Source organism: Bradyrhizobium iriomotense (genome assembly GCF_018130765.1).
GTDB classification, from domain to species: Bacteria; Pseudomonadota; Alphaproteobacteria; order Rhizobiales; family Xanthobacteraceae; genus Bradyrhizobium; species Bradyrhizobium iriomotense_A.
The window spans coordinates 14,148-31,537 of the sequence record NZ_JAFCJZ010000022.1 but is presented as its reverse complement, the minus strand read 5'-3'; the positions used below and the strand labels follow the sequence as shown (position 1 = coordinate 31,537).

At 64.7% G+C, this 17,390-nt stretch carries 13 protein-coding genes; 2 read left to right on the top strand and 11 right to left on the bottom strand.

Annotated elements, in window-relative coordinates; all coding sequences use genetic code 11:
• Window positions 1-589: 589 nt before the first annotated feature.
• Window positions 590-910, bottom strand: coding sequence for a BA14K family protein (locus tag JQ635_RS30225; RefSeq protein ID WP_211413451.1), 321 nt, complete (start codon window positions 908-910; stop codon window positions 590-592).
• 269 nt (window positions 911-1,179) lie between these two features.
• Between JQ635_RS30225 and JQ635_RS30220 the strand changes: the two genes are divergently transcribed.
• A complete protein-coding gene (locus JQ635_RS30220) occupies window positions 1,180-2,046 on the top strand; it encodes an alpha/beta fold hydrolase (protein ID WP_211413450.1) in 867 nt (288 codons plus the stop codon).
• A 242-nt stretch (window positions 2,047-2,288) separates the two neighbouring features.
• Here the strand turns inward: JQ635_RS30220 and ftsH are convergent, their stop codons facing one another.
• The 10 genes from ftsH to tolQ form a co-directional block, all read right to left on the bottom strand.
• Entirely contained in the window at window positions 2,289-4,214 is a 1,926-nt protein-coding gene (gene ftsH, locus JQ635_RS30215) for an ATP-dependent zinc metalloprotease FtsH (protein WP_097659839.1), read from the bottom strand.
• A 294-nt stretch (window positions 4,215-4,508) separates the two neighbouring features.
• A complete protein-coding gene (tilS, locus tag JQ635_RS30210; protein ID WP_211413449.1) occupies window positions 4,509-5,594 on the bottom strand; it encodes a tRNA lysidine(34) synthetase TilS in 1,086 nt (361 codons plus the stop codon).
• A 64-nt stretch (window positions 5,595-5,658) separates the two neighbouring features.
• Window positions 5,659-6,720, bottom strand: coding sequence for a tol-pal system protein YbgF (gene ybgF / locus JQ635_RS30205; RefSeq protein WP_211413448.1), 1,062 nt, complete (start codon window positions 6,718-6,720; stop codon window positions 5,659-5,661).
• Window positions 6,721-6,909: 189 nt separating this feature from the next.
• Window positions 6,910-7,398, bottom strand: coding sequence for a peptidoglycan-associated lipoprotein Pal (gene pal / locus JQ635_RS30200; RefSeq protein WP_024337630.1), 489 nt, complete (start codon window positions 7,396-7,398; stop codon window positions 6,910-6,912).
• A gap of 251 nt (window positions 7,399-7,649) precedes the next feature.
• The gene (locus JQ635_RS30195; protein WP_211413447.1) at window positions 7,650-8,375 is read right to left on the bottom strand and encodes an N-acyl amino acid synthase FeeM domain-containing protein; all 726 of its coding nucleotides are present in this window, start codon (window positions 8,373-8,375) and stop codon (window positions 7,650-7,652) included.
• Between the two features lie 178 nt (window positions 8,376-8,553).
• Window positions 8,554-10,887 (bottom strand): putative bifunctional diguanylate cyclase/phosphodiesterase, encoded by a 2,334-nt coding sequence (locus tag JQ635_RS30190; protein WP_211413446.1) that lies wholly within the window; start codon window positions 10,885-10,887, stop codon window positions 8,554-8,556.
• Between the two features lie 236 nt (window positions 10,888-11,123).
• Window positions 11,124-12,476: a Tol-Pal system beta propeller repeat protein TolB gene (tolB, locus tag JQ635_RS30185; protein WP_211413550.1), complete on the bottom strand. Its 1,353-nt coding sequence runs from the start codon at window positions 12,474-12,476 to the stop codon at window positions 11,124-11,126.
• Window positions 12,477-12,517: 41 nt separating this feature from the next.
• On the bottom strand, window positions 12,518-13,477 hold the full coding sequence (locus JQ635_RS30180; RefSeq protein WP_211413445.1) for a protein TolA: 960 nt from the start codon (window positions 13,475-13,477) through the stop codon (window positions 12,518-12,520).
• A 4-nt stretch (window positions 13,478-13,481) separates the two neighbouring features.
• Entirely contained in the window at window positions 13,482-13,934 is a 453-nt protein-coding gene (gene tolR / locus JQ635_RS30175) for a protein TolR (RefSeq protein ID WP_027545581.1), read from the bottom strand.
• A gap of 43 nt (window positions 13,935-13,977) precedes the next feature.
• Window positions 13,978-14,694, bottom strand: coding sequence for a protein TolQ (gene tolQ, locus JQ635_RS30170; RefSeq protein WP_018641591.1), 717 nt, complete (start codon window positions 14,692-14,694; stop codon window positions 13,978-13,980).
• 742 nt (window positions 14,695-15,436) lie between these two features.
• Here tolQ and ggt point away from each other — a divergent pair.
• On the top strand, window positions 15,437-17,173 hold the full coding sequence (gene ggt / locus JQ635_RS30165; RefSeq protein ID WP_211413444.1) for a gamma-glutamyltransferase: 1,737 nt from the start codon (window positions 15,437-15,439) through the stop codon (window positions 17,171-17,173).
• Window positions 17,174-17,390 lie beyond the last annotated feature (217 nt).

The following is a 17,390-nucleotide window of genomic DNA, read 5'->3' as shown; positions in this document are numbered from 1 at the left end:
GCCAGGACAACGGGCGCAAAGAGTTTGCCGGAGCCACTCGCTCCACGGCCTGTTCGGTACATTCGGGAATTTCAACAGACGGAAGGGATACTTGATTACTTGCGAACAGGCTTAGTCGGCCGACGTCCGCACCGTCAATACGACCAATTGAGGCCACGTCGCCAACCGGCACACGGGGCCGAAACTAACTTTTGTTAATGAAACCGATCTCGCTTGATCATCAATTTCCCGTCTGCAACTGGCCAAAGCGCTCCCAGGTCTTGCCGTTGAAGCGCATGAACTGCATCTATGCCCTCGCAAAGCGCATCGGTTTCCCCTCCTCTCTTGTCCCGCGCGGTCACGCCGCACCTTCATTTAAGGAGAGCATGCCATGATATCGGGGCGGACTCCGATCACTATCGAACCGGGACCCGTAGGGCGAGCAAAGCGACTCGCCGTAGCTCGAAGAGCGAGCGCGGAAGCGTGCCCACCGCATCTGTCGCGACCGCGAGGGCACGGCGGCACGGCACAGGGGCGCCTTTTGCCCACCCTGCGGTCTGCCGGCCCTCCGCTCAGAATGCCCACTTGAGCCGGTGATTTGCGCTTTGCATCACCTGCAAGGATGACGGTTGCCGTCGAAGCCCAGGTAGGTGCCGCTTGCCGGGTCGAAGGAACGATAGCGCTCGGCGCAAGACCGCGAGCCATCCGCGCGAGCCACAACGTTGTCCACGCCTTGCGCAGGAGCTGCGCCGTCCGGCAGTTCGAGGCCCAGCCGGCCTGCCGGCGTCAGCGTGCCATTCAGGTTGCGATTGGGGTTCTCCGCCTCGTACGTATCCGGATGGCTGCTCGCAAAGCCGGATTGCGCGTAAGCGCTGGTTGCGGTCAGGACCGACAACAAAGCCACGGCAGCGAAAGTCTTGAATCCAGTCATGGTCGATCTCCATCATGGCCGGTGCATCGTGCGGCCAGTGTGGTGGGAAGTGGATCGACATGGTGCGCCGGACAAGCCCGCCGTGCGGCGAGGCGCAATCTCACCGTTCAAATGCAGAAAGAGTCGTTTGTTTGCGGAACGCGGCGAATGATCCATTTTCACGGGCAGCAACCTCCGCCGTCTTCACGTCTCGGTGCGACGCTGCCTCGAGACTGACGCGCCGGCGTCGCAATGCGCTAATATCCGACGATCGAACAGGAAGGCGCATCATGATGTTTCGCAATCTCTTCGCCGCGCTTCTCGTCGCGGTCTCGATCAATGCAGCGCATGCGGCGCCGCGATGGCTGAACTTGCCGCCGACGCCGACCTTGCCCAGGGCGGCGCAGAGCGGCCTGGCGCCGGTCAACGGCATCAAGGTCTGGTACGCGACGTTCGGCCGGGGTGAGCCCGTGCTGTTGCTGCATGGCGGTCTCGCCAACGCCAACTATTGGGGCCACCAGGTCCGCGCGCTGCAACGGCATTATCAGGTCATCGTCATGGAAAGCCGCGGACACGGGCGCAGCAGCCGCAACGGGGAGCCCTATGGCTACGATCTGATGGCCTCGGACGTGGTCGGACTGCTCGACCATCTCAAGATCAGGAAGGCGGCGATCGTCGGCTGGAGCGACGGCGCGATCATCGGTCTCGACATCGCCATGAAGCATCCGGAGCGGGTGAGCAGGCTGTTCGCCTTCGCGGCGAACTCGGATCCATCAGGCGTTGCCGACATCGCCTCGAGCGAGGTCTTCAATGCCTACATCGCGCGGGCGGGCGAAGAGTACAAGCGCCTCTCGCCGACGCCGACGCAGTACAAGGGCTTCGTCGACGAGATCACCAAGATGTGGGAGAGCCAGCCGAAATGGACGGCCTCGGACCTCGCGGCGATCAAGGTGCCGACCTGGATCGTGGATGGCGACCACGACGAGGCGATCAAGCGCGAGAACACCGAGTTCATGGCGGCGAACATTCCGGGCGCCGGTTTGCTGATCCAGCCGGAGGTCAGCCACTTCTCGTTCCTGCAGGATCCGGAGCAGTTCAACGACGATGTGCTGCGTTTTCTGGGGCGGCGCGATACGCCGAAGGCTCCGGCGAAGTAGTGGAAGCTCTGGTGTCCCGGACGCGCTGCAACGCGTAAGCGTTGCTGCGCAGAGCCGGGACCCAGAAGGCGGCGCGGAAGGATGCGGAGACGTGGGCCCCGGCTCTGCAGCGCACCACGTCGCCAAGGCGACGCGCTGCGCTGCGTCCGGGGCACGAGAGCTCACTCGCAAGCGCACGTTCGAGCCAACAAAAAAACGCGGCGTTGCCGCCGCGTTTTTGGATCTCATCTGTCGCTTCGCGATCAGGCCTGCGGCTGGGGCTCCAGGCCGGGATCGGCATCGGGCCGCGGGCGCGGCGACTTGCCGGCCGGAGGCACGGCGGAGGCGCGCGGGGTGGTCGGCTCGAGCACGGACTCGCGGTTCGGCTTCTTGCCCTTGAGCAGGTCGACGATCTCGTCGCCGGAGAGCGTCTCGAACTCGAGCAGGCCCTTGGCGAGTGCTTCGAGGTCGGCGTGCTTCTCGGTGAGGATGCGGGTCGCTTCCTTGTAGCCTTCCTCGACCAGACGGCGGATCTCGGAGTCGATCTTCTGGACGGTCGCTTCAGAGGCGTTCTGCGTGCGCGAGACCGACATGCCGAGGAAGACCTCGTCCTGGTTCTCGCCGTAGGAGACGGTGCCGAGCTCTTCCGACAGACCCCAGCGCGTCACCATCATCCGGGCGAGGCGCGTGGCCTGCTCGATGTCGGAGGCCGCACCCGAGGTCACCTTCTCGCGGCCGAAGATCAGCTCTTCGGCGACGCGGCCGCCCATCATGATGGCGAGGCGCGAGGTCATCTGCTCCAGCGACATCGACAGCTTGTCGCGCTCGGGCAGCTGCATGACCATGCCAAGTGCACGGCCGCGCGGAATGATGGTCGCCTTGTGGATCGGGTCGGTCGCGGGCACGTTGAGGCCGACGATGGCATGGCCGCCCTCGTGATAGGCCGTCAGCAGCTTCTCTTCCTCGGTCATGACGAGCGACTTGCGCTCGGCGCCCATCATCACCTTGTCCTTGGCCTCCTCGAACTCGGCCTGCGTCACCATCCGCTTATTACGGCGGGCGGCGGTCAGGGCAGCCTCGTTGACGAGGTTCATCAAGTCGGCGCCGGAGAAGCCCGGGGTGCCGCGCGCGATGGTCTTGAGGTTGATATCGGGGGCCAGCGGCACCTTGCGGACGTGGACCTTGAGGATCTGCTCGCGGCCGACGACGTCGGGGTTGGGCACCACGACCTGGCGGTCGAAGCGGCCCGGACGCAGCAGCGCGGGATCGAGCACGTCGGGACGGTTGGTCGCGGCGATCAGGATCACGCCCTCGTTGGCCTCGAAGCCGTCCATCTCGACCAGCAACTGGTTCAGAGTCTGCTCGCGCTCGTCATTGCCGCCGCCGAGACCGGCGCCACGGTGACGACCGACGGCATCGATTTCGTCGATGAAGATGATGCAGGGCGCGTTCTTCTTGGCCTGCTCGAACATGTCGCGGACGCGGCTGGCGCCGACGCCGACGAACATCTCGACGAAGTCCGAACCCGAAATGGTGAAGAACGGCACGTTGGCTTCGCCCGCGACCGCACGCGCGATCAGGGTCTTACCGGTGCCGGGAGGGCCGACCAGCAGCACGCCGCGCGGAATACGGCCGCCTAGGCGCTGGAATTTGCCGGGGTCGCGCAGGAATTCGACGATCTCCTGCAGATCCTGCTTGGCTTCGTCGACACCGGCGACGTCCTCGAAGGTGACGCGGCCATGCGCCTCAGTCAGCATCTTCGCGCGCGACTTGCCAAAGCCCATCGCCTTGCCGGCGCCGCCCTGCATCTGCCGGGACAGGAAGATCCAGACGCCGATCAGCGCGATGAAGGGCAGCCAGGAGACCAGCAGCGAGACGAACCAGGGCACGTTGTCGCCCGGCGGCTTCGCGGTGATCTGGACCTTGCTGTCATAGAGGCGCTTGACCAGCGTCGGGTCGTTCGGCGCATAGGTCTGGAAGCTGGAGCCGTTGGTGAAGGTGCCGTGGATGTCCGGCCCCTGGATCACGACGTCGCGCACATTGCCGCGGTCAACTTCGCTCAGGAGCTGGGAGAAGGCGATGTCCTGCGAGGAGGCGCGCTGACCCGGATTCTGGAAGAGCGTGAACAACGCCAACAGCAACAAGACAATGATGACCCAGAGGGCGAAGTTGCGCAGATTGGCGTTCATCGATCTTCCTTCGTGGTCGCGCGGATCGCGGCCCTGATCCTTCAGGAGTTACTCGACCCAGTTACTTCGATCCAGTTACTTGGGCAATTCGAGGAAATCCCCAAGGAATCCCCATCGTTAGACCAATACAATTTAGGTGCCGACCCGGTCGCTGCCAAGGGAACGAGATGGGACTATTTAGCCCATCTTAGAGCGATTCCCGCTGAAATAATGGCGCTAGAGGCCGGGTTTTTCCTGCCTGGTTAAGGTGTCCTGACGGCATGCAGCGGAGGCGGCCGGTGTCATGATCCGCCCTCATCCGCCCTTCAAGTCCCCTTTCAGGTTTCCTTGGGACCGCCGCGCCGGCGCAGGCGCGATGTGGATACGCCCGCCGGCAAGGCTGATCGAGGCTCCCGCAAGGGTCTGCTTCAGGACCGGACGGCCATTTGCGGCTGCGCGGGGGCCTGCAGCCATGGCCTGATCGAGCGCGGACAACAGGGTTTCGACCTTGCCGAGTTCCGCCGGACCTTCATGGCCGAGGGCGTTGATGGCCCGCTGCAGGAGCCGCAGGCGGACCTCCTCGGGCAGGAGGGCAAAGGCGGTCCCGTCGAAACTTCGCACGCCCGGCCCATGCGGCGCATCGTCGCGATCCATCAAGCGGAGGAAGCGCTCGGCACCGTCAGTCAGCACCTCGACCGCCGCATTGGCGCGCGCCAGCCGCCCCGCGAGCCGCGCCAGGTTCCTGGCGTCGCCGCCCTCGGCTGCGAGCTGCGGCAGCAGCGCCCGCAGCCGCGGCCGGGTGAAGGCGGTGTCGCGGTTGGTGGGATCGTCGGCGAAGCCGATTCTGGCCCGCTTCAAGGTCGCCACGAGCTGCGACTTCGGAATGTCGAGCAGCGGACGCGCCACCACGATGCCGTCGCGTTCCGTCAGCTGTGCCATCGCCGACAGTCCCGCAAGCCCGCTGCCGCGAAGCATGCGCATCAACAGCGTCTCGGCCTGGTCGTCGCGGGTGTGGGCGGTCAGCACATGGCTCGCGCCGGCGTCGCGCGCGGCCTGCGCCAGCAGGCGGTAGCGCGCCTCGCGCGCGGCCGCGGGCAATCCCGTCTTCGGCTTGGCGCCGCGCCAGCGCAGGGTCCGGTGCGCAAGGCCGAGCTCGGCCGCGAGCCGCTTGACCTCGCGCGCCTCGCGCGCCGCCTCCGGCCGCAAGCCATGATCGACGGTGACGACGGTGAGACGCGGGCCGCGCGAGAGGCTGCGCTGCCAGCGTGCCGCGAGCCACATCAGCGCGACGGAGTCGGGCCCGCCGGAGACCGCGAGCACCAGGGCCGGCGCGCCCCTGAGGCCGGCGAAGAGCTGCTTCGCCGCGCGCGCCGAGATCGGTGAATTGTCGTCGTCTGACATGACGCTGCAATCGTCCGCGGATGGACCGACTGTTTAGCGCAACGCCGTCCGCCTTGTCAGCGGATCAGCACTTCACCCGCTTCTGCTCGCGGTCGACCGCGGCTTTGACGCCGGCGGAGGCGCGCGGATATTTGCGGCCGATCTCGCCGAAGGCGGCGCAGGCGGCTTCCTTCTCCTTCAGCGCGGCGAGCGACTGACCGAGCCGCAGCAGCGCATCCGGCGCCTTGGCCGATTTGTCGTATTTGGTGGTGACGGCGAGGAAGGCTTCGGCGGAATCGCGATATTGCTGGCGCTGGAAATAGCTCTCGCCGAGCCAGTATTGCGCATCGCCGAGCAGCGGGTCGTTGGGATATTTCTGCGCGAAATTCTTCATGGTCTGCTCGGCCAGCGCATAGTCCTTGCGCTGCATGTAGCCGATGCCGAGGTCGAACTCGTCGCGCGGCGTCGCCGAGGGCGGCAGCGTAGTCAGGCCAGCACCGCCGCCTGCGGGCGGATAGCCGGGCTGGGCCGCGGGCGGCACGCCTTGCTGATAGCGCGGGCTGGTATTGGCGAGATCGAGTGGGTCGCCGGCATTGCGTCCGCCGGGCGCGCCGGCTCCCGCCGGCATCGGCTGCTGTCCGCCGCCGAGCGCGCGCGGCGCGCCGGGCGCGTTCGGATTCTGGTTCGGATCGAAGGCATCGCCGCGGCGGCGCGTGCCGGGGGCGCCGGGCGCCGGCTGCTCCTGAACGATCGGCGCCGCGGGAGCAGCGACCTGCGGCTGCTCGTAGCTCGGCTGCACGGCCTGCTGCTGCTGGCGATAAGCGGGCGCTGCTTGAGAGGGCGAGATTTGCGCCGGCGGCACGGTCGCGACGCCGGGCTGGACCGGCTGCTGTCCGGGCTGCTGTCCTGGCGCTCCTTGCGCGCCGCCCTCGAGTGCGCGCAGGCGCTCCTCGAGCTGCCGGTTGCGGTATTGCAGCTCCTCGTTCTGGCCGGTCAGCTGGCGCAGCTGGTTCTCCAGCCGCTCGATCCGCATCTCGGGGTCATCGTCGGTCTGAGCCAAGATCGATTGAGCCAGGACGGGCGCGCACAAGGAGAGCAGCGCGGCGGTCGCCACGGAGCCGGTAAGAACCTTAAATCTGGATGACATCTTGCCCTGACGACGAAAGCGAAATGGCCTGCGACGGAACCTTTGACGCGCCACACATTGAAGTGGAGTACGCCAAAAATGTGACTGCTACAAAGGGGTTTCTGTCACAGATCGCTGAAACGAAACCGGCGCCCGTGAGGGCGCCGGCATGATCTATTCCCGGAGATGAACGGCGCCTGACTGAAAGCGTCAGGAGCTCGCGTTCAGCACGGTGACGGCGCGGCGGTTCTGCGACCAGCAGGAGATGTCGTTACAGACGGCGACCGGCCGCTCCTTGCCGTAGGAGATCGTGCGCATGCGGTTCGGATCGATGCCGCGCGAGGCGAGGAACGAGCGCACCGACTGGGCGCGGCGCGCGCCGAGCGCGATGTTGTATTCGCGGGTGCCACGCTCGTCGGCATGACCTTCGATGGTGAAGGAGTAGCGCGGATAGCTCTGGAGCCACTGCGCCTGCTTCTCGAGGGTCACGATCGCCTGCGGGGTCAGATCGGTCTGGTCGCTTTCGAAGAACACGCGGTCGCCCACGTTGACGACGAAGTCCTGCTGGCTGCCGGGCGTTGCCGCATTGGCCATCGCATCCGTCGCAGCATTCTTGTTGGCGCAGGCGCCCATCGACAGCGCGACGGCAAGCACCGCGGCCAGCTTCAATCCCTGGAGGATACGCATAGGATGTTTCATTCCGGAGCCTCCACGCTCACGTTAGTCCACTGCTGTCCGGTCTACAGGGGGTTGGTTAAGCGAACGTTCCGTCAACCTTGACGGAACCTTGCCTCAGCCGGTCAAATGCCCCCAACCAGCGAAAAGCAACCGTCATGGTTAATGGGTTGTAAATGTGGCGCGAGGGTGAAGGCAAGCCGCGTTAACCGGCAAAATCACTGGCTTTGCTTGAATTTTGGGCCTGAGGCCCCGGCGTTGCGGATAGCCTTCAGTCAGGCGTGAACGGCGTCCGCCACCAGCACCCGCCGCTGCGGGACCTGGCGCTGGCCGCCGCGTCCGAACAGCATGCGCCGCTCGAAGGCGGTGGAGCGCATGATCGGATAGCGCTCGAACACCTTCTTGCGGAAGGTCGGGAAGTCCGCCGCCATCAGTCCGAACGGCTTGGTGAGACCGGGGACCAGCCGCGGCTCGGCAATGGTCTCGTGCAGGAACACCCGACGGTAGAAGGCCTGATGCTCCGGGCGCACGATCGCAAGGCCGAGATCGGCATGGAAATGCTCACAGGCCATGTAGGCGAGCCGGGTCGTCAGATAGGGCAATTCCGGGACGCGCCTCACCTGATCGGGATCGGCGACGAAGCGGGTCGGATCGATCATGACCTCGCCGCGATCGAGCCGCGGCAGCAGGATGTCGGGAAAGACATCGGCCGAGGTGGACTGGCGCCATTCCGAGGTCAGCACGCTGATGCGCACCGAGCTGCAGAGCTTGCCCCGGAGATAGACGCCGAAGGTCCAAGCGTTCGGCAGTTCGTCGTACTGGTCGGTGACGCGCGCGTCCGGAGATTCCTTGACGGCGCCCTCCCGCAGATAGGCGCGATAGCGGAGATTGTAGATCTCCTCCTTCTCCGCGGCCGTTTCCGCAAGATGATAATCGACGTCAGTCAGGAGCTCGGCACCCCGTCCAACAGCCGAAATGATCGCTCTGGCTGAGGACTGCATTCCAACTCCTTACCCGCCACCGCTCGAACATTCGCACGGGACAACTTCCACGCGCGTGATGATTTATTAACAGCTTCTTAACAATGAAGCAAAGCAATCGAAGTGTTAGGGTTAACCCCCCGTATCACTACGGTACCCGGCAACAGTCTGAAACGACGGGAGATTTCGAGAAGCGGAATCAGGCGAAGGAGCGCGAGCCCACGACCTGGAGCAGGCTCTCGCCGCGCCGTCCATGCGAGGCGTTGAGGAGCTGGCGCATCCGCACGGCAGGCACCGGACGGCTGAACAGATAGCCTTGCGCCTCGGACACGGTGCCGTCGGCGCTGATCAGCTCGAGCTGCTCGTTGGTCTCGATGCCCTCGACCACGACCGCCATGCCGAGGTCGGCCGACAGCCGCGCCACGCCGCGCAGCAGCGTCAGCGGCCGGTCGGTATCGATTCCTTCCAGGAAGGAGCGGTCGATCTTCACCTTCTGCATCGGGAAATTATGCAGGTAGCTGAGGCTCGAATAGCCGGTGCCGAAATCGTCGAGCGAGATGCGCACGCCGAGCGCATGAAGCTGCGACAGGATATCGTGGGTGAGCTGGGTGTTGCGCAGCAGCGAGGACTCGGTGATCTCGATCTCCAGGCGATGCGCCGGAAGCCCTGAGACCTCCAGCGCGTAGCGGATCTCGCTCAGCACGTCGCGCTGATGGAATTGCTGCGGCGAGAAGTTGACGGCGACGCTGACGCCCTCCGGCCACTTCATGCATTCCATGCAGGCGCGGCGCAGGATCCAGCGGCCGAGATCGACGATCAAGCCCATGTCCTCGGCGACCGGAATGATGTCGACCGGCGACACCGTGCCGCGCACCGGATGATTCCAGCGCAGCAGCGCCTCGCAGGTCGTGATCTTGCCGGACTTCAGATTGACCAGCGGCTGGTAGAACAGCTCAAACTCCTCATTGGCGAGCGCCTTGCGCAGGTCGAGCTCGAGGATGCGGCGCGCCTCGACGGTCGCTGCCATCTCATCGCGGAAGAAGCAGAAGGTGCCGCGGCCGTCGGCCTTGGCGCGGTACAGCGCCATGTCGGCGTTCTTGAGCAGGGTGTCGGCGCTGACCTTGCCATCCGGCGAGGTCAGCGCGATGCCGACGCTGGCGCCGATCTCGACCAGGTGATTGTCGATGCGGTAGCGCTCGCTCAACCGCTCGACGATGCGGCGTGCGAGGCTTGCGGCATCCTCGGCCGAAGAGATGTTCTGCTGGAACACGACGAACTCGTCGCCGCCGAAGCGGGCGACGAAATCCTCAGGCCGCAGCATCTCGCGGAGGCGGTTGGCAACCGCGCACAGGAGCTGGTCGCCGCAGGGATGGCCGAGCGTGTCGTTGACCTGCTTGAACTGGTCGAGGTCGACGAACAGCAGCGCCGAGAGCCGTTCGGCGTTGTGTGCATTGGCCAGCAGCCGCTCGATCTCGTCGCGGAAAGAGACCCGGTTGGGCAGCGCGGTGAGCTCGTCATAGCGGGCGAGATGGCTGATGCGGGCTTCGGCGTTGGTGCGTTCGGTGATGTCTTCGAGCAGCAGAACGGTGCCGCCGCCGGTCATCGGCTGGAACGTCCAGGCCAGCGTGCGGCCGCGCGACGAGTCCGGATCAGCGGTGACGATCTCGCAGATCCGCGCATGCGCGATCTCGGCCAGGATCTGGTTGCCACTCTCCGCCGAGATGGAGCCCGCGGCGATGCAGGCCGAGACGATGTCGGCCGCGGTGACGCCGCGCTTGACCAGGTCCTCTGGCAGGTCCATCAGCTGGCCGAAGCGATGGTTCATCACCGCAAGGCGCCCGTCAGCGCGAAACATGCACAGGCCGTGCGGCATGTTGTTGAGCGCGGTGTCGAACTGGCTCGCCAACGCGGATTCGCGGAAGCTCGACGTCAGCGCCTTGACGAAGATCGCATGCAGGCTGAGGTTGATGTTCTTCAAGCCGATGAAGAAGAACATCAGCAGGATCGCAAGACCGACGTGGTATGGGCCGCCGTGCAGCAGCAGCCCGAGCGACATCGGACCGCAGGCGAGCGCGACGTGCCACTGGATCACCCGGGGCTGGCCGTAATTGCGGGCGGCGCCGCCGGCGGTGTAGCCGATGCCGATGGCGACAGCGAGCATGTCGGCCACCGGATCCTCGTTGTTGTAGATGACGACGAAGGCCCACACGCCGAGCACAGCCGCATAGCTGAGCGCGCCGATCCAGTAGCGCGGCTCCAGATGCTTGGCTTCTTCGAACGACAGCGGGTGCGCACGGTTCTCGTATCCGCGCATCTGGAACGCGCGCGCGGTGCCGATGGCGATCAGCAGAAATGCGAGCGGCCACAGCCAGACGTCGCCGGTCTTCAGCGCAGTCATGACCGCGGCCACGGCCGCGGAGGCCGAGCCCAGGAAGATCGCCCAGAAATTCTGCACCATAGAGTTGATGAGAGCGGCGTAGAGTATCGGCTCCAGCTCGTCTCGATCGCTCTGCTTCTGGTCGGCCAGCTGCATTGGCTAATTACGCGTCCTGTTTAGAGCGTACTTTTACCCAGCCCAGGTGAAGCCTTTCTGAGGGAACATCGTTAAAGTCGAGTTGTTTTTCGGCAATTGCGAATCCGATTCTGCTGAAATATCAAGCAACTAGGCAAGCGTTGCCGAGCACAAGGTGAAGGAAAGCTTGCTTTCCCCACCGAACGCGAAAAAATCGGCGCTTTTTTTCGGAAACATCGCGCGTGTGAACGCGCGATTTATTGGCCAGCAGTCGAGGACAATAGCGGCGACCATGCCGGGTCGGAGGCGAAGCCCGGCGTCGGCACCTTCAGCTCGTTGCGGCCGGAAATGTCGACGGAGTACAGCGACGGTCCGCCATTGCCGCCGGGATCGCGGAAGAACATCAGCACGCGACCGTTCGGCGAGAAGGTCGGGCCCTCGTTGTGGAAGCCGGAGGTGAGCAGACGCTCGCCGCTGCCATCAGGCTTCATGACGCCGATCGAGAACTGCCCGCCGCCCTGCCGGGTGAAGGCGATGTAATCGCCCTTCGGCGACCACACCGGCGTCGAATAGCTGGCGTTGGTGTCGTCCTTGGAGAAGGAGATGCGCTGCGCCTGTCCTCCGCCCGCGCCCATCACATAGATCTGCGACCTGCCGCCACGATCGGATTCGAAGCAGATGCGGGTCCCGTCCGGCGAGTAAGACGGCGACGTGTCGATGGCCGGCGTGTCGGTGAGGCGCGTGGTCGAGCGCGAGCGCAGATCCATCACGAACAGGTTGGAATTGCCGCCTTGCTGCAGGCTCATGATGACGCGCTGGCCATCCGGCGAGAAGCGCGGCGCGAAGGTCATGCCGGGGAAATTGCCGACGATCTCGCGCTGGCCGGTCTCGATGTTGAAGAGATAGACCTTCGGATCGCCCTGGCCGAACTCCATGTAGGTGATCTCTTGCGAGTTCGGCGAGAAGCGCGGCGTCAGCACGAGGTCGGAGCCGCGGGTCAGATAGCGCACATTGGCGCCGTCCTGGTCCATCATCGCAAGCCGCTTGACGCGGCGCTCCTTCGGCCCGGTCTCGTCGACGAACACGACGCGGCTGTCGAAATAGCCCTTCTCGCCGGTCATGCGCTCGTAGATCTGGTCGGAAATGATGTGGGCGATGCGGCGCCAATATTCCGGCGAGGTGAAATATTGCTGTCCCGCGAGCTGCTGGCCGGTGACGACGTCCCACAGGCGGAATTCGGCCTTGAGGCGACCGTCCGGCTGCCGCGTCATCCGTCCGGTGACGACCGCCTGCGCGTTGATGGTCTTCCAGTTCTCGAATTGCGGCGCGGCGTCGATGTTGCTGATGCGCTCGATGAAGGCGGCCTGGTCGATCGGGGAAAACAGGCCCGAGCGCTTCAGATTGTTGGTGATGACCTGCGTGACGCCATTGCCAACATCGCCGTCGGACGGCGAGCCCGGCACGAAGTTGGTGATCGCGATCGGAATCGGCCGAAACTCCGTGGGATCGATGCGGAGCCGCCCCTGCTGCGGCTGCTGGGCGAATGCCCGTCCGCCCCCGAGCATCGCGAGCGTCGACCCGGTCAGTGTCATGAAGCAGCGGCGGTTCATCGATCGAGCGTCATTCATTGCAAAATTCTTTTGTTCGGATGTCACAACATGTCTTTCAGGCCGAAAGTCATGGGGATGAGCTTCCAGCTCTCGTACTGCTGCTTCGGCATGAAGGAATAGACTTGGCACTGCACGATGGCGCGCTTGGCGCTCTCGGCCACCGCCTGGGCGATCGACCGCGACGGTCCCCTCACCGCGACGACGATGGGCTCGGATGCGAGCGATCCATCGATCTTCATGGGAATGTCGATGTCGGCTTCGTATTGATCGGCGTCCTGCCCGTTATAGGTGGGCGTGAAGCAGCGCTTGACGGCACCCTGGAATGCGCCGCGCCAGGTCGCGACGTTGTTTGCGGCAGTCCCGGTCGCCGCTCCCAGCGACGCCGACGCATTCAGCGCCGAGCCGGTCTGCTCGTGCCGGGTCGCGGCGCGCTTGTCGAGATCGCGCTGGATCTGCGCGGGATCGAAGCTGCGCTCCTTCGGCTTCGGCTGCTGCTGCGGCTGCACCGCCGCGACCTTCTGCTCGACCGGCTTCGGCGGCGGCTTCTTGGTGTCCATCTTCTTCTGGAGCTCGGCGATCGGATCTTCCTTGGCCGGATCAGGCTTCTTTTCCTGCGGCTTCGGCTCTTCCTTCGGCTTGGCCTCGGCGACGGGCTTCGGCGGCTCGGGCTTCTTCTCGACCGGCTTCTCCACGGGTTTCGGTGGCGGCTCGGGGGTCGAGTTGGTCTTGATCAGCTCTTTCTTCTCGGTGACCTTGCCGACGGCGTCTTCCTCGGGCTTCGCTTCCGCGATCTTCTCGACCTTTGGCTTGGGCTGTTTCTTGTCACCGGTCTTCTGCCCCGCCATCATCTGCGCGAGCTGATCGGTGGAGATGATGTCGACCGGAAGCGACTCCTCCGGCGCGATGTAGGCCTTGCTGCTAAAGGTGACGAGGCCCCATCCCAGCACGAGGACGTGGAGAGCAATCGACGCAACGAGTGTCTTGTCGACGTTCACCTTCACCGGCCTAGGACCCCTGATCCGCTTCCGTGACGAGGGCGAGCTTCTTGAATCCGGCGCCGGACAACAGGCCCATCACCCTGGCCACCGTGCCGTAATCCGCCTTCTTGTCGGCGCGCAGATAGATGCGCTCCTCGAGCCCGCCGCGTGCGTCCGTGATCGCCTTCAGCTTCGGCACCAGCTCGTTGATCGCGACCTCGGCGTCGTTGATGAAGACTTTGCCCTTGATGTCGACCGACATCTGCAGCGGCTTCTGGTCGTTGTTCTCGAGGCTCTTGGCCTGGGTCTGGGGCAGGTCGAGCGGTACGCCGACCGTCAGCATCGGCGCCGACACCATGAAGATGATGAGCAGCACCAGCATCACGTCGACCATCGGCGTGACGTTGATCTCGGCCACGACGGGCTTGCGCCGGCCACGGCGCCCGCCGCCGCCGGACGAACTCGCAACGTTCATGGCCATGATCGCGTGCCCAAATTGCCCTTCACACTATACATGCCGTCCGTCAGCCCCGCTCGTCGATCTGACGGGACAAGATGGCTGAAAATTCATCAGCGAAGCCCTCGAGCCGCTGGGCCTGCCGGTTCACCTCGGAAGTGAACTTATTGTAGAAAATAGTGGCAGGAATGGCGGCGATAAGGCCGACGGCGGTCGCAAACAGCGCCTCGGCAATACCGGGGGCCACCACCGCCAGGGAGGTATTTTTCGACGCCGCAATCGACTGGAAGCTCGACATGATGCCCCAGACCGTGCCGAACAGGCCGACGAAGGGGCCGGCGGAGCCGACGGTGGCGAGCACCAGGAGGCGGCGTTCCAGCCGCTCGACCTCGCGGGCGATCGAGACGTTCATGACCTTGTCGATCCGCATCTGCAGCCCCGCGACCGAGCGGGCATGGCTCTCGAAGGAGCGCTTCCACTCCCGCATCGCCGCCACGAAACAGGCTGCCATGGAATGCGTCGGCTTGGCCGAAAGGGTGCGATAGAGCTCCTCGATCGACTCGCCGGACCAGAAGGCCTGCTCGAACCGGTCCATCGAGCGGCGGGTGCGGGCAAACAGGAAGATCTTGTCGATGGCGATCGCCCAGACCCAGACCGAGCAGGACAGAAGTCCCAGCATCACCGCTTTCACGATCCAGTGAGCCTGCCAGAACAGCGCGATCAGCGACACGTCCGCGGAAGCGGCAACCGGGAGGGCTGACTGAGCCACGTCGGCCGGATTCATAAGCGATATCCTCTCAAGGCGATCTTCAACCTCATGTCCCGGCTGCAAATGACTGCCGGTTCCCCAACCGCCGCGCCAACCGCGCGGCCGGCAAGCCCGCTCAAAGCCTTGTCTTTCTGGGGTGCAGGGCTCGTCCAAAGCCGGCCGCCTGCATTCCCTGCCAAGATGTCAAAACTAAGGGGCCTCGACCCCAGGCCTTGACTTCGGGCTCCGGGCACGCCTGTCCGCCCTTACCAGAGCCCGCCGATGGTTAATGCGGGGTTACCGGGGGCGAATTTGGCTGCGGGAAAGGTAGGCGGCGCAGGGGGATGGGGGCTTTGCGGCGGCCGGAGGCGCTGCACGGCGTTGCCAGAGGCGGAAGCTGCCAGCTCCGAGCAAGGTCGGTTCCCTCCCCCCTTGCGGGGGAGGGTTAGGGAGATGGGTGCCACACGGGGATTCTCACCGTGATCAAGAAATCGGATACGCAACGAGCACCATTTCCTGGGCACCCCTCTCCCCCGCCCTCCCCCGCAAGGCCCCGCAAGGGGGGAGGGAGCGCAGTGTGCAGGGCAGCACCACTGCGCCCCTTCACCGATAGAGGGGATGGGTTTCCTCCTTCCCCGGCTCATGACATGGCAGAGCGCAGCGGGGCGCGGGGCTCCATCGCGCGTCACCTCGTCCCCCCTCAGCCGGCGCGAGCTGATAGGGTCCGTTCGCGGACAACAACGTGCCGGCATCACCGGCCAGCCCTAAGGAACTCCCCATGCCGAAACCACAAACAAATGCGCGGTGGATGACCGCCGCGGTCGTATCGATCTGCCTCGTCACATTCAGCCCCGCGCGCGCGGCATCGGTTGCGCCGGTCGCCTCGGAAAACGGCATGGTCGTGTCCGCGCAGCATCTGGCGACACAGGTGGGCGTCGAGGTGCTCAAGCGCGGCGGCAATGCCGTCGATGCTGCCGTGGCCGTCGGCTATGCCCTTGCCGTCGTCTATCCGGCGGCCGGCAATCTCGGCGGTGGCGGCTTCATGACGATTCAGGTCGCCGACGGCCGCAAAACCTTCCTCGATTTCCGCGAGACGGCCCCCAAGGGGGCGACGGCCAATATGTATCTCGACAAGGACGGCAACGTCATCAAGGGCATCTCGACCAAGGGGCATCTGGCCGTGGGCGTGCCGGGGTCCGTCTCGGGCATGGAATATGCGCGCGAAAAATACGGCACCATGAAGCGCGCCGATTTGCTCGCTCCCGCGATCCAGCTCGCCGAACAGGGATTTGTGCTCGACCAGGGCGACATCGACCTGCTGCGCACGGCAACCAACGATTTCAAGGACGATCCAGCATCCAGCGCCATCTTCCTCAACAACGGCCAGCCATTCGGTGTGGGCGACAGGCTGGTGCAATCCGAGCTGGCGAAAACCCTGCGCGAGATCAGCAGCAAGGGCACCGACGGCTTTTATAAGGGCTGGGTCGGCGGCGCCATCGTGGCATCCAGCCAGGCCGGCAAAGGCCTGCTGACGCAGGACGACCTCGACGGCTACAAGACGCGCGAGCTCGCACCTGTCGAATGTGACTATCGCGGCTATCACGTGGTTTCCGCGCCGCCGCCGAGCTCGGGCGGCGTCATCATCTGCGAAATCCTGAATATCCTGGAAGGCTATCCGCTCAAGGAGCTGGGCTATCACTCCGCAGCTGCCATGCACGTGCAGATCGAAGCGATGCGGCACGCTTACGTGGACCGCAACAGCTATCTCGGCGATCCCGACTTCGTGAAGAATCCGCTCGACCGCCTGCTCGACAGGGCTTACGCGGCCAAGATCCGCGCCGTGATCGACCCGAACAAGGCCGGCATCTCCAAGGACATCAAGCCGGGCGTCGCGCCGCACGAGGGCAGCAACACCACGCACTATTCAATCGCGGACAAGGACGGCAACGCCGTGTCCGTCACCTACACGCTGAACGACTGGTTCGGCGCCAAGGTCACGGCTGCGAAGACCGGCGTGCTGCTCAATGATGAAATGGATGACTTCACCGCCAAGGTTGGCGTTCCGAACCTGTATGGCCTGGTGCAGGGTGAGGCCAACGCCATCGCGCCCGGCAAGCGGCCGCTCTCCTCGATGAGCCCGACCATCGTCAGCAAGGACGGCAAACCGGTGATGGTGGTGGGCACGCCCGGCGGCAGCCGCATCATCACCGCCGTGCTGCAAACCATGATCAACGCCATCGACTACGGCATGAACGCGCAGGAAGCCGTCGACATGCCGCGCATCCACCAGCAGTGGCTGCCTGACCTGACCAATGTCGAGAACTACGCGCTGTCGCCGGACACGCAGAAGATTCTGGAGAGCATGGGCCACAAATTCGGCCCGCCGCAGCCGGCCAACCATCTGGCCGTCATCATCGTGGGCGCGCCTTCGCTTGGCGGCAAGCCGGTCGGCAACAACCGCTACTATGGCGCCAACGATCCCCGCCGCAACACGGGGTTAGCCGACGGATATTGAGAGAACGCGTGGGGTGGTTAGCAAAGGACAGCGAAGGCATCGACGATGCCTTCGCTGCTGATGAGGGCGGCGCACAATGACGGGGTTCCCGCCAAGCTGAATAAGTCCCTATGCAGCCTGTGCCACGCGTGAGGGTTTGTTTCACCGGCCGATCGGCAACACACTCTATTGTCTTTGCCTGTAAGCCGCCGGACGATGCGGGAATGGGCCGCTGGTC

Bases quoted from the DNA above. Each gene is read 5' to 3' on its own strand.
- JQ635_RS30225 (WP_211413451.1), bottom strand. From the start codon at position 910: ATGACTGGATTCAAGACTTTCGCTGCCGTGGCTTTGTTGTCGGTCCTG.
- JQ635_RS30220 (WP_211413450.1), top strand. From the start codon at position 1,180: ATGATGTTTCGCAATCTCTTCGCCGCGCTTCTCGTCGCGGTCTCGATC.
- ftsH (WP_097659839.1), bottom strand. From the start codon at position 4,214: ATGAACGCCAATCTGCGCAACTTCGCCCTCTGGGTCATCATTGTCTTG.
- tilS (WP_211413449.1), bottom strand. From the start codon at position 5,594: ATGTCAGACGACGACAATTCACCGATCTCGGCGCGCGCGGCGAAGCAG.
- ybgF (WP_211413448.1), bottom strand. From the start codon at position 6,720: ATGTCATCCAGATTTAAGGTTCTTACCGGCTCCGTGGCGACCGCCGCG.
- pal (WP_024337630.1), bottom strand. From the start codon at position 7,398: ATGAAACATCCTATGCGTATCCTCCAGGGATTGAAGCTGGCCGCGGTG.
- JQ635_RS30195 (WP_211413447.1), bottom strand. From the start codon at position 8,375: ATGCAGTCCTCAGCCAGAGCGATCATTTCGGCTGTTGGACGGGGTGCC.
- JQ635_RS30190 (WP_211413446.1), bottom strand. From the start codon at position 10,887: ATGCAGCTGGCCGACCAGAAGCAGAGCGATCGAGACGAGCTGGAGCCG.
- tolB (WP_211413550.1), bottom strand. From the start codon at position 12,476: ATGAACCGCCGCTGCTTCATGACACTGACCGGGTCGACGCTCGCGATG.
- tolR (WP_027545581.1), bottom strand. From the start codon at position 13,934: ATGGCCATGAACGTTGCGAGTTCGTCCGGCGGCGGCGGGCGCCGTGGC.
- tolQ (WP_018641591.1), bottom strand. From the start codon at position 14,694: ATGAATCCGGCCGACGTGGCTCAGTCAGCCCTCCCGGTTGCCGCTTCC.
- ggt (WP_211413444.1), top strand. From the start codon at position 15,437: ATGCCGAAACCACAAACAAATGCGCGGTGGATGACCGCCGCGGTCGTA.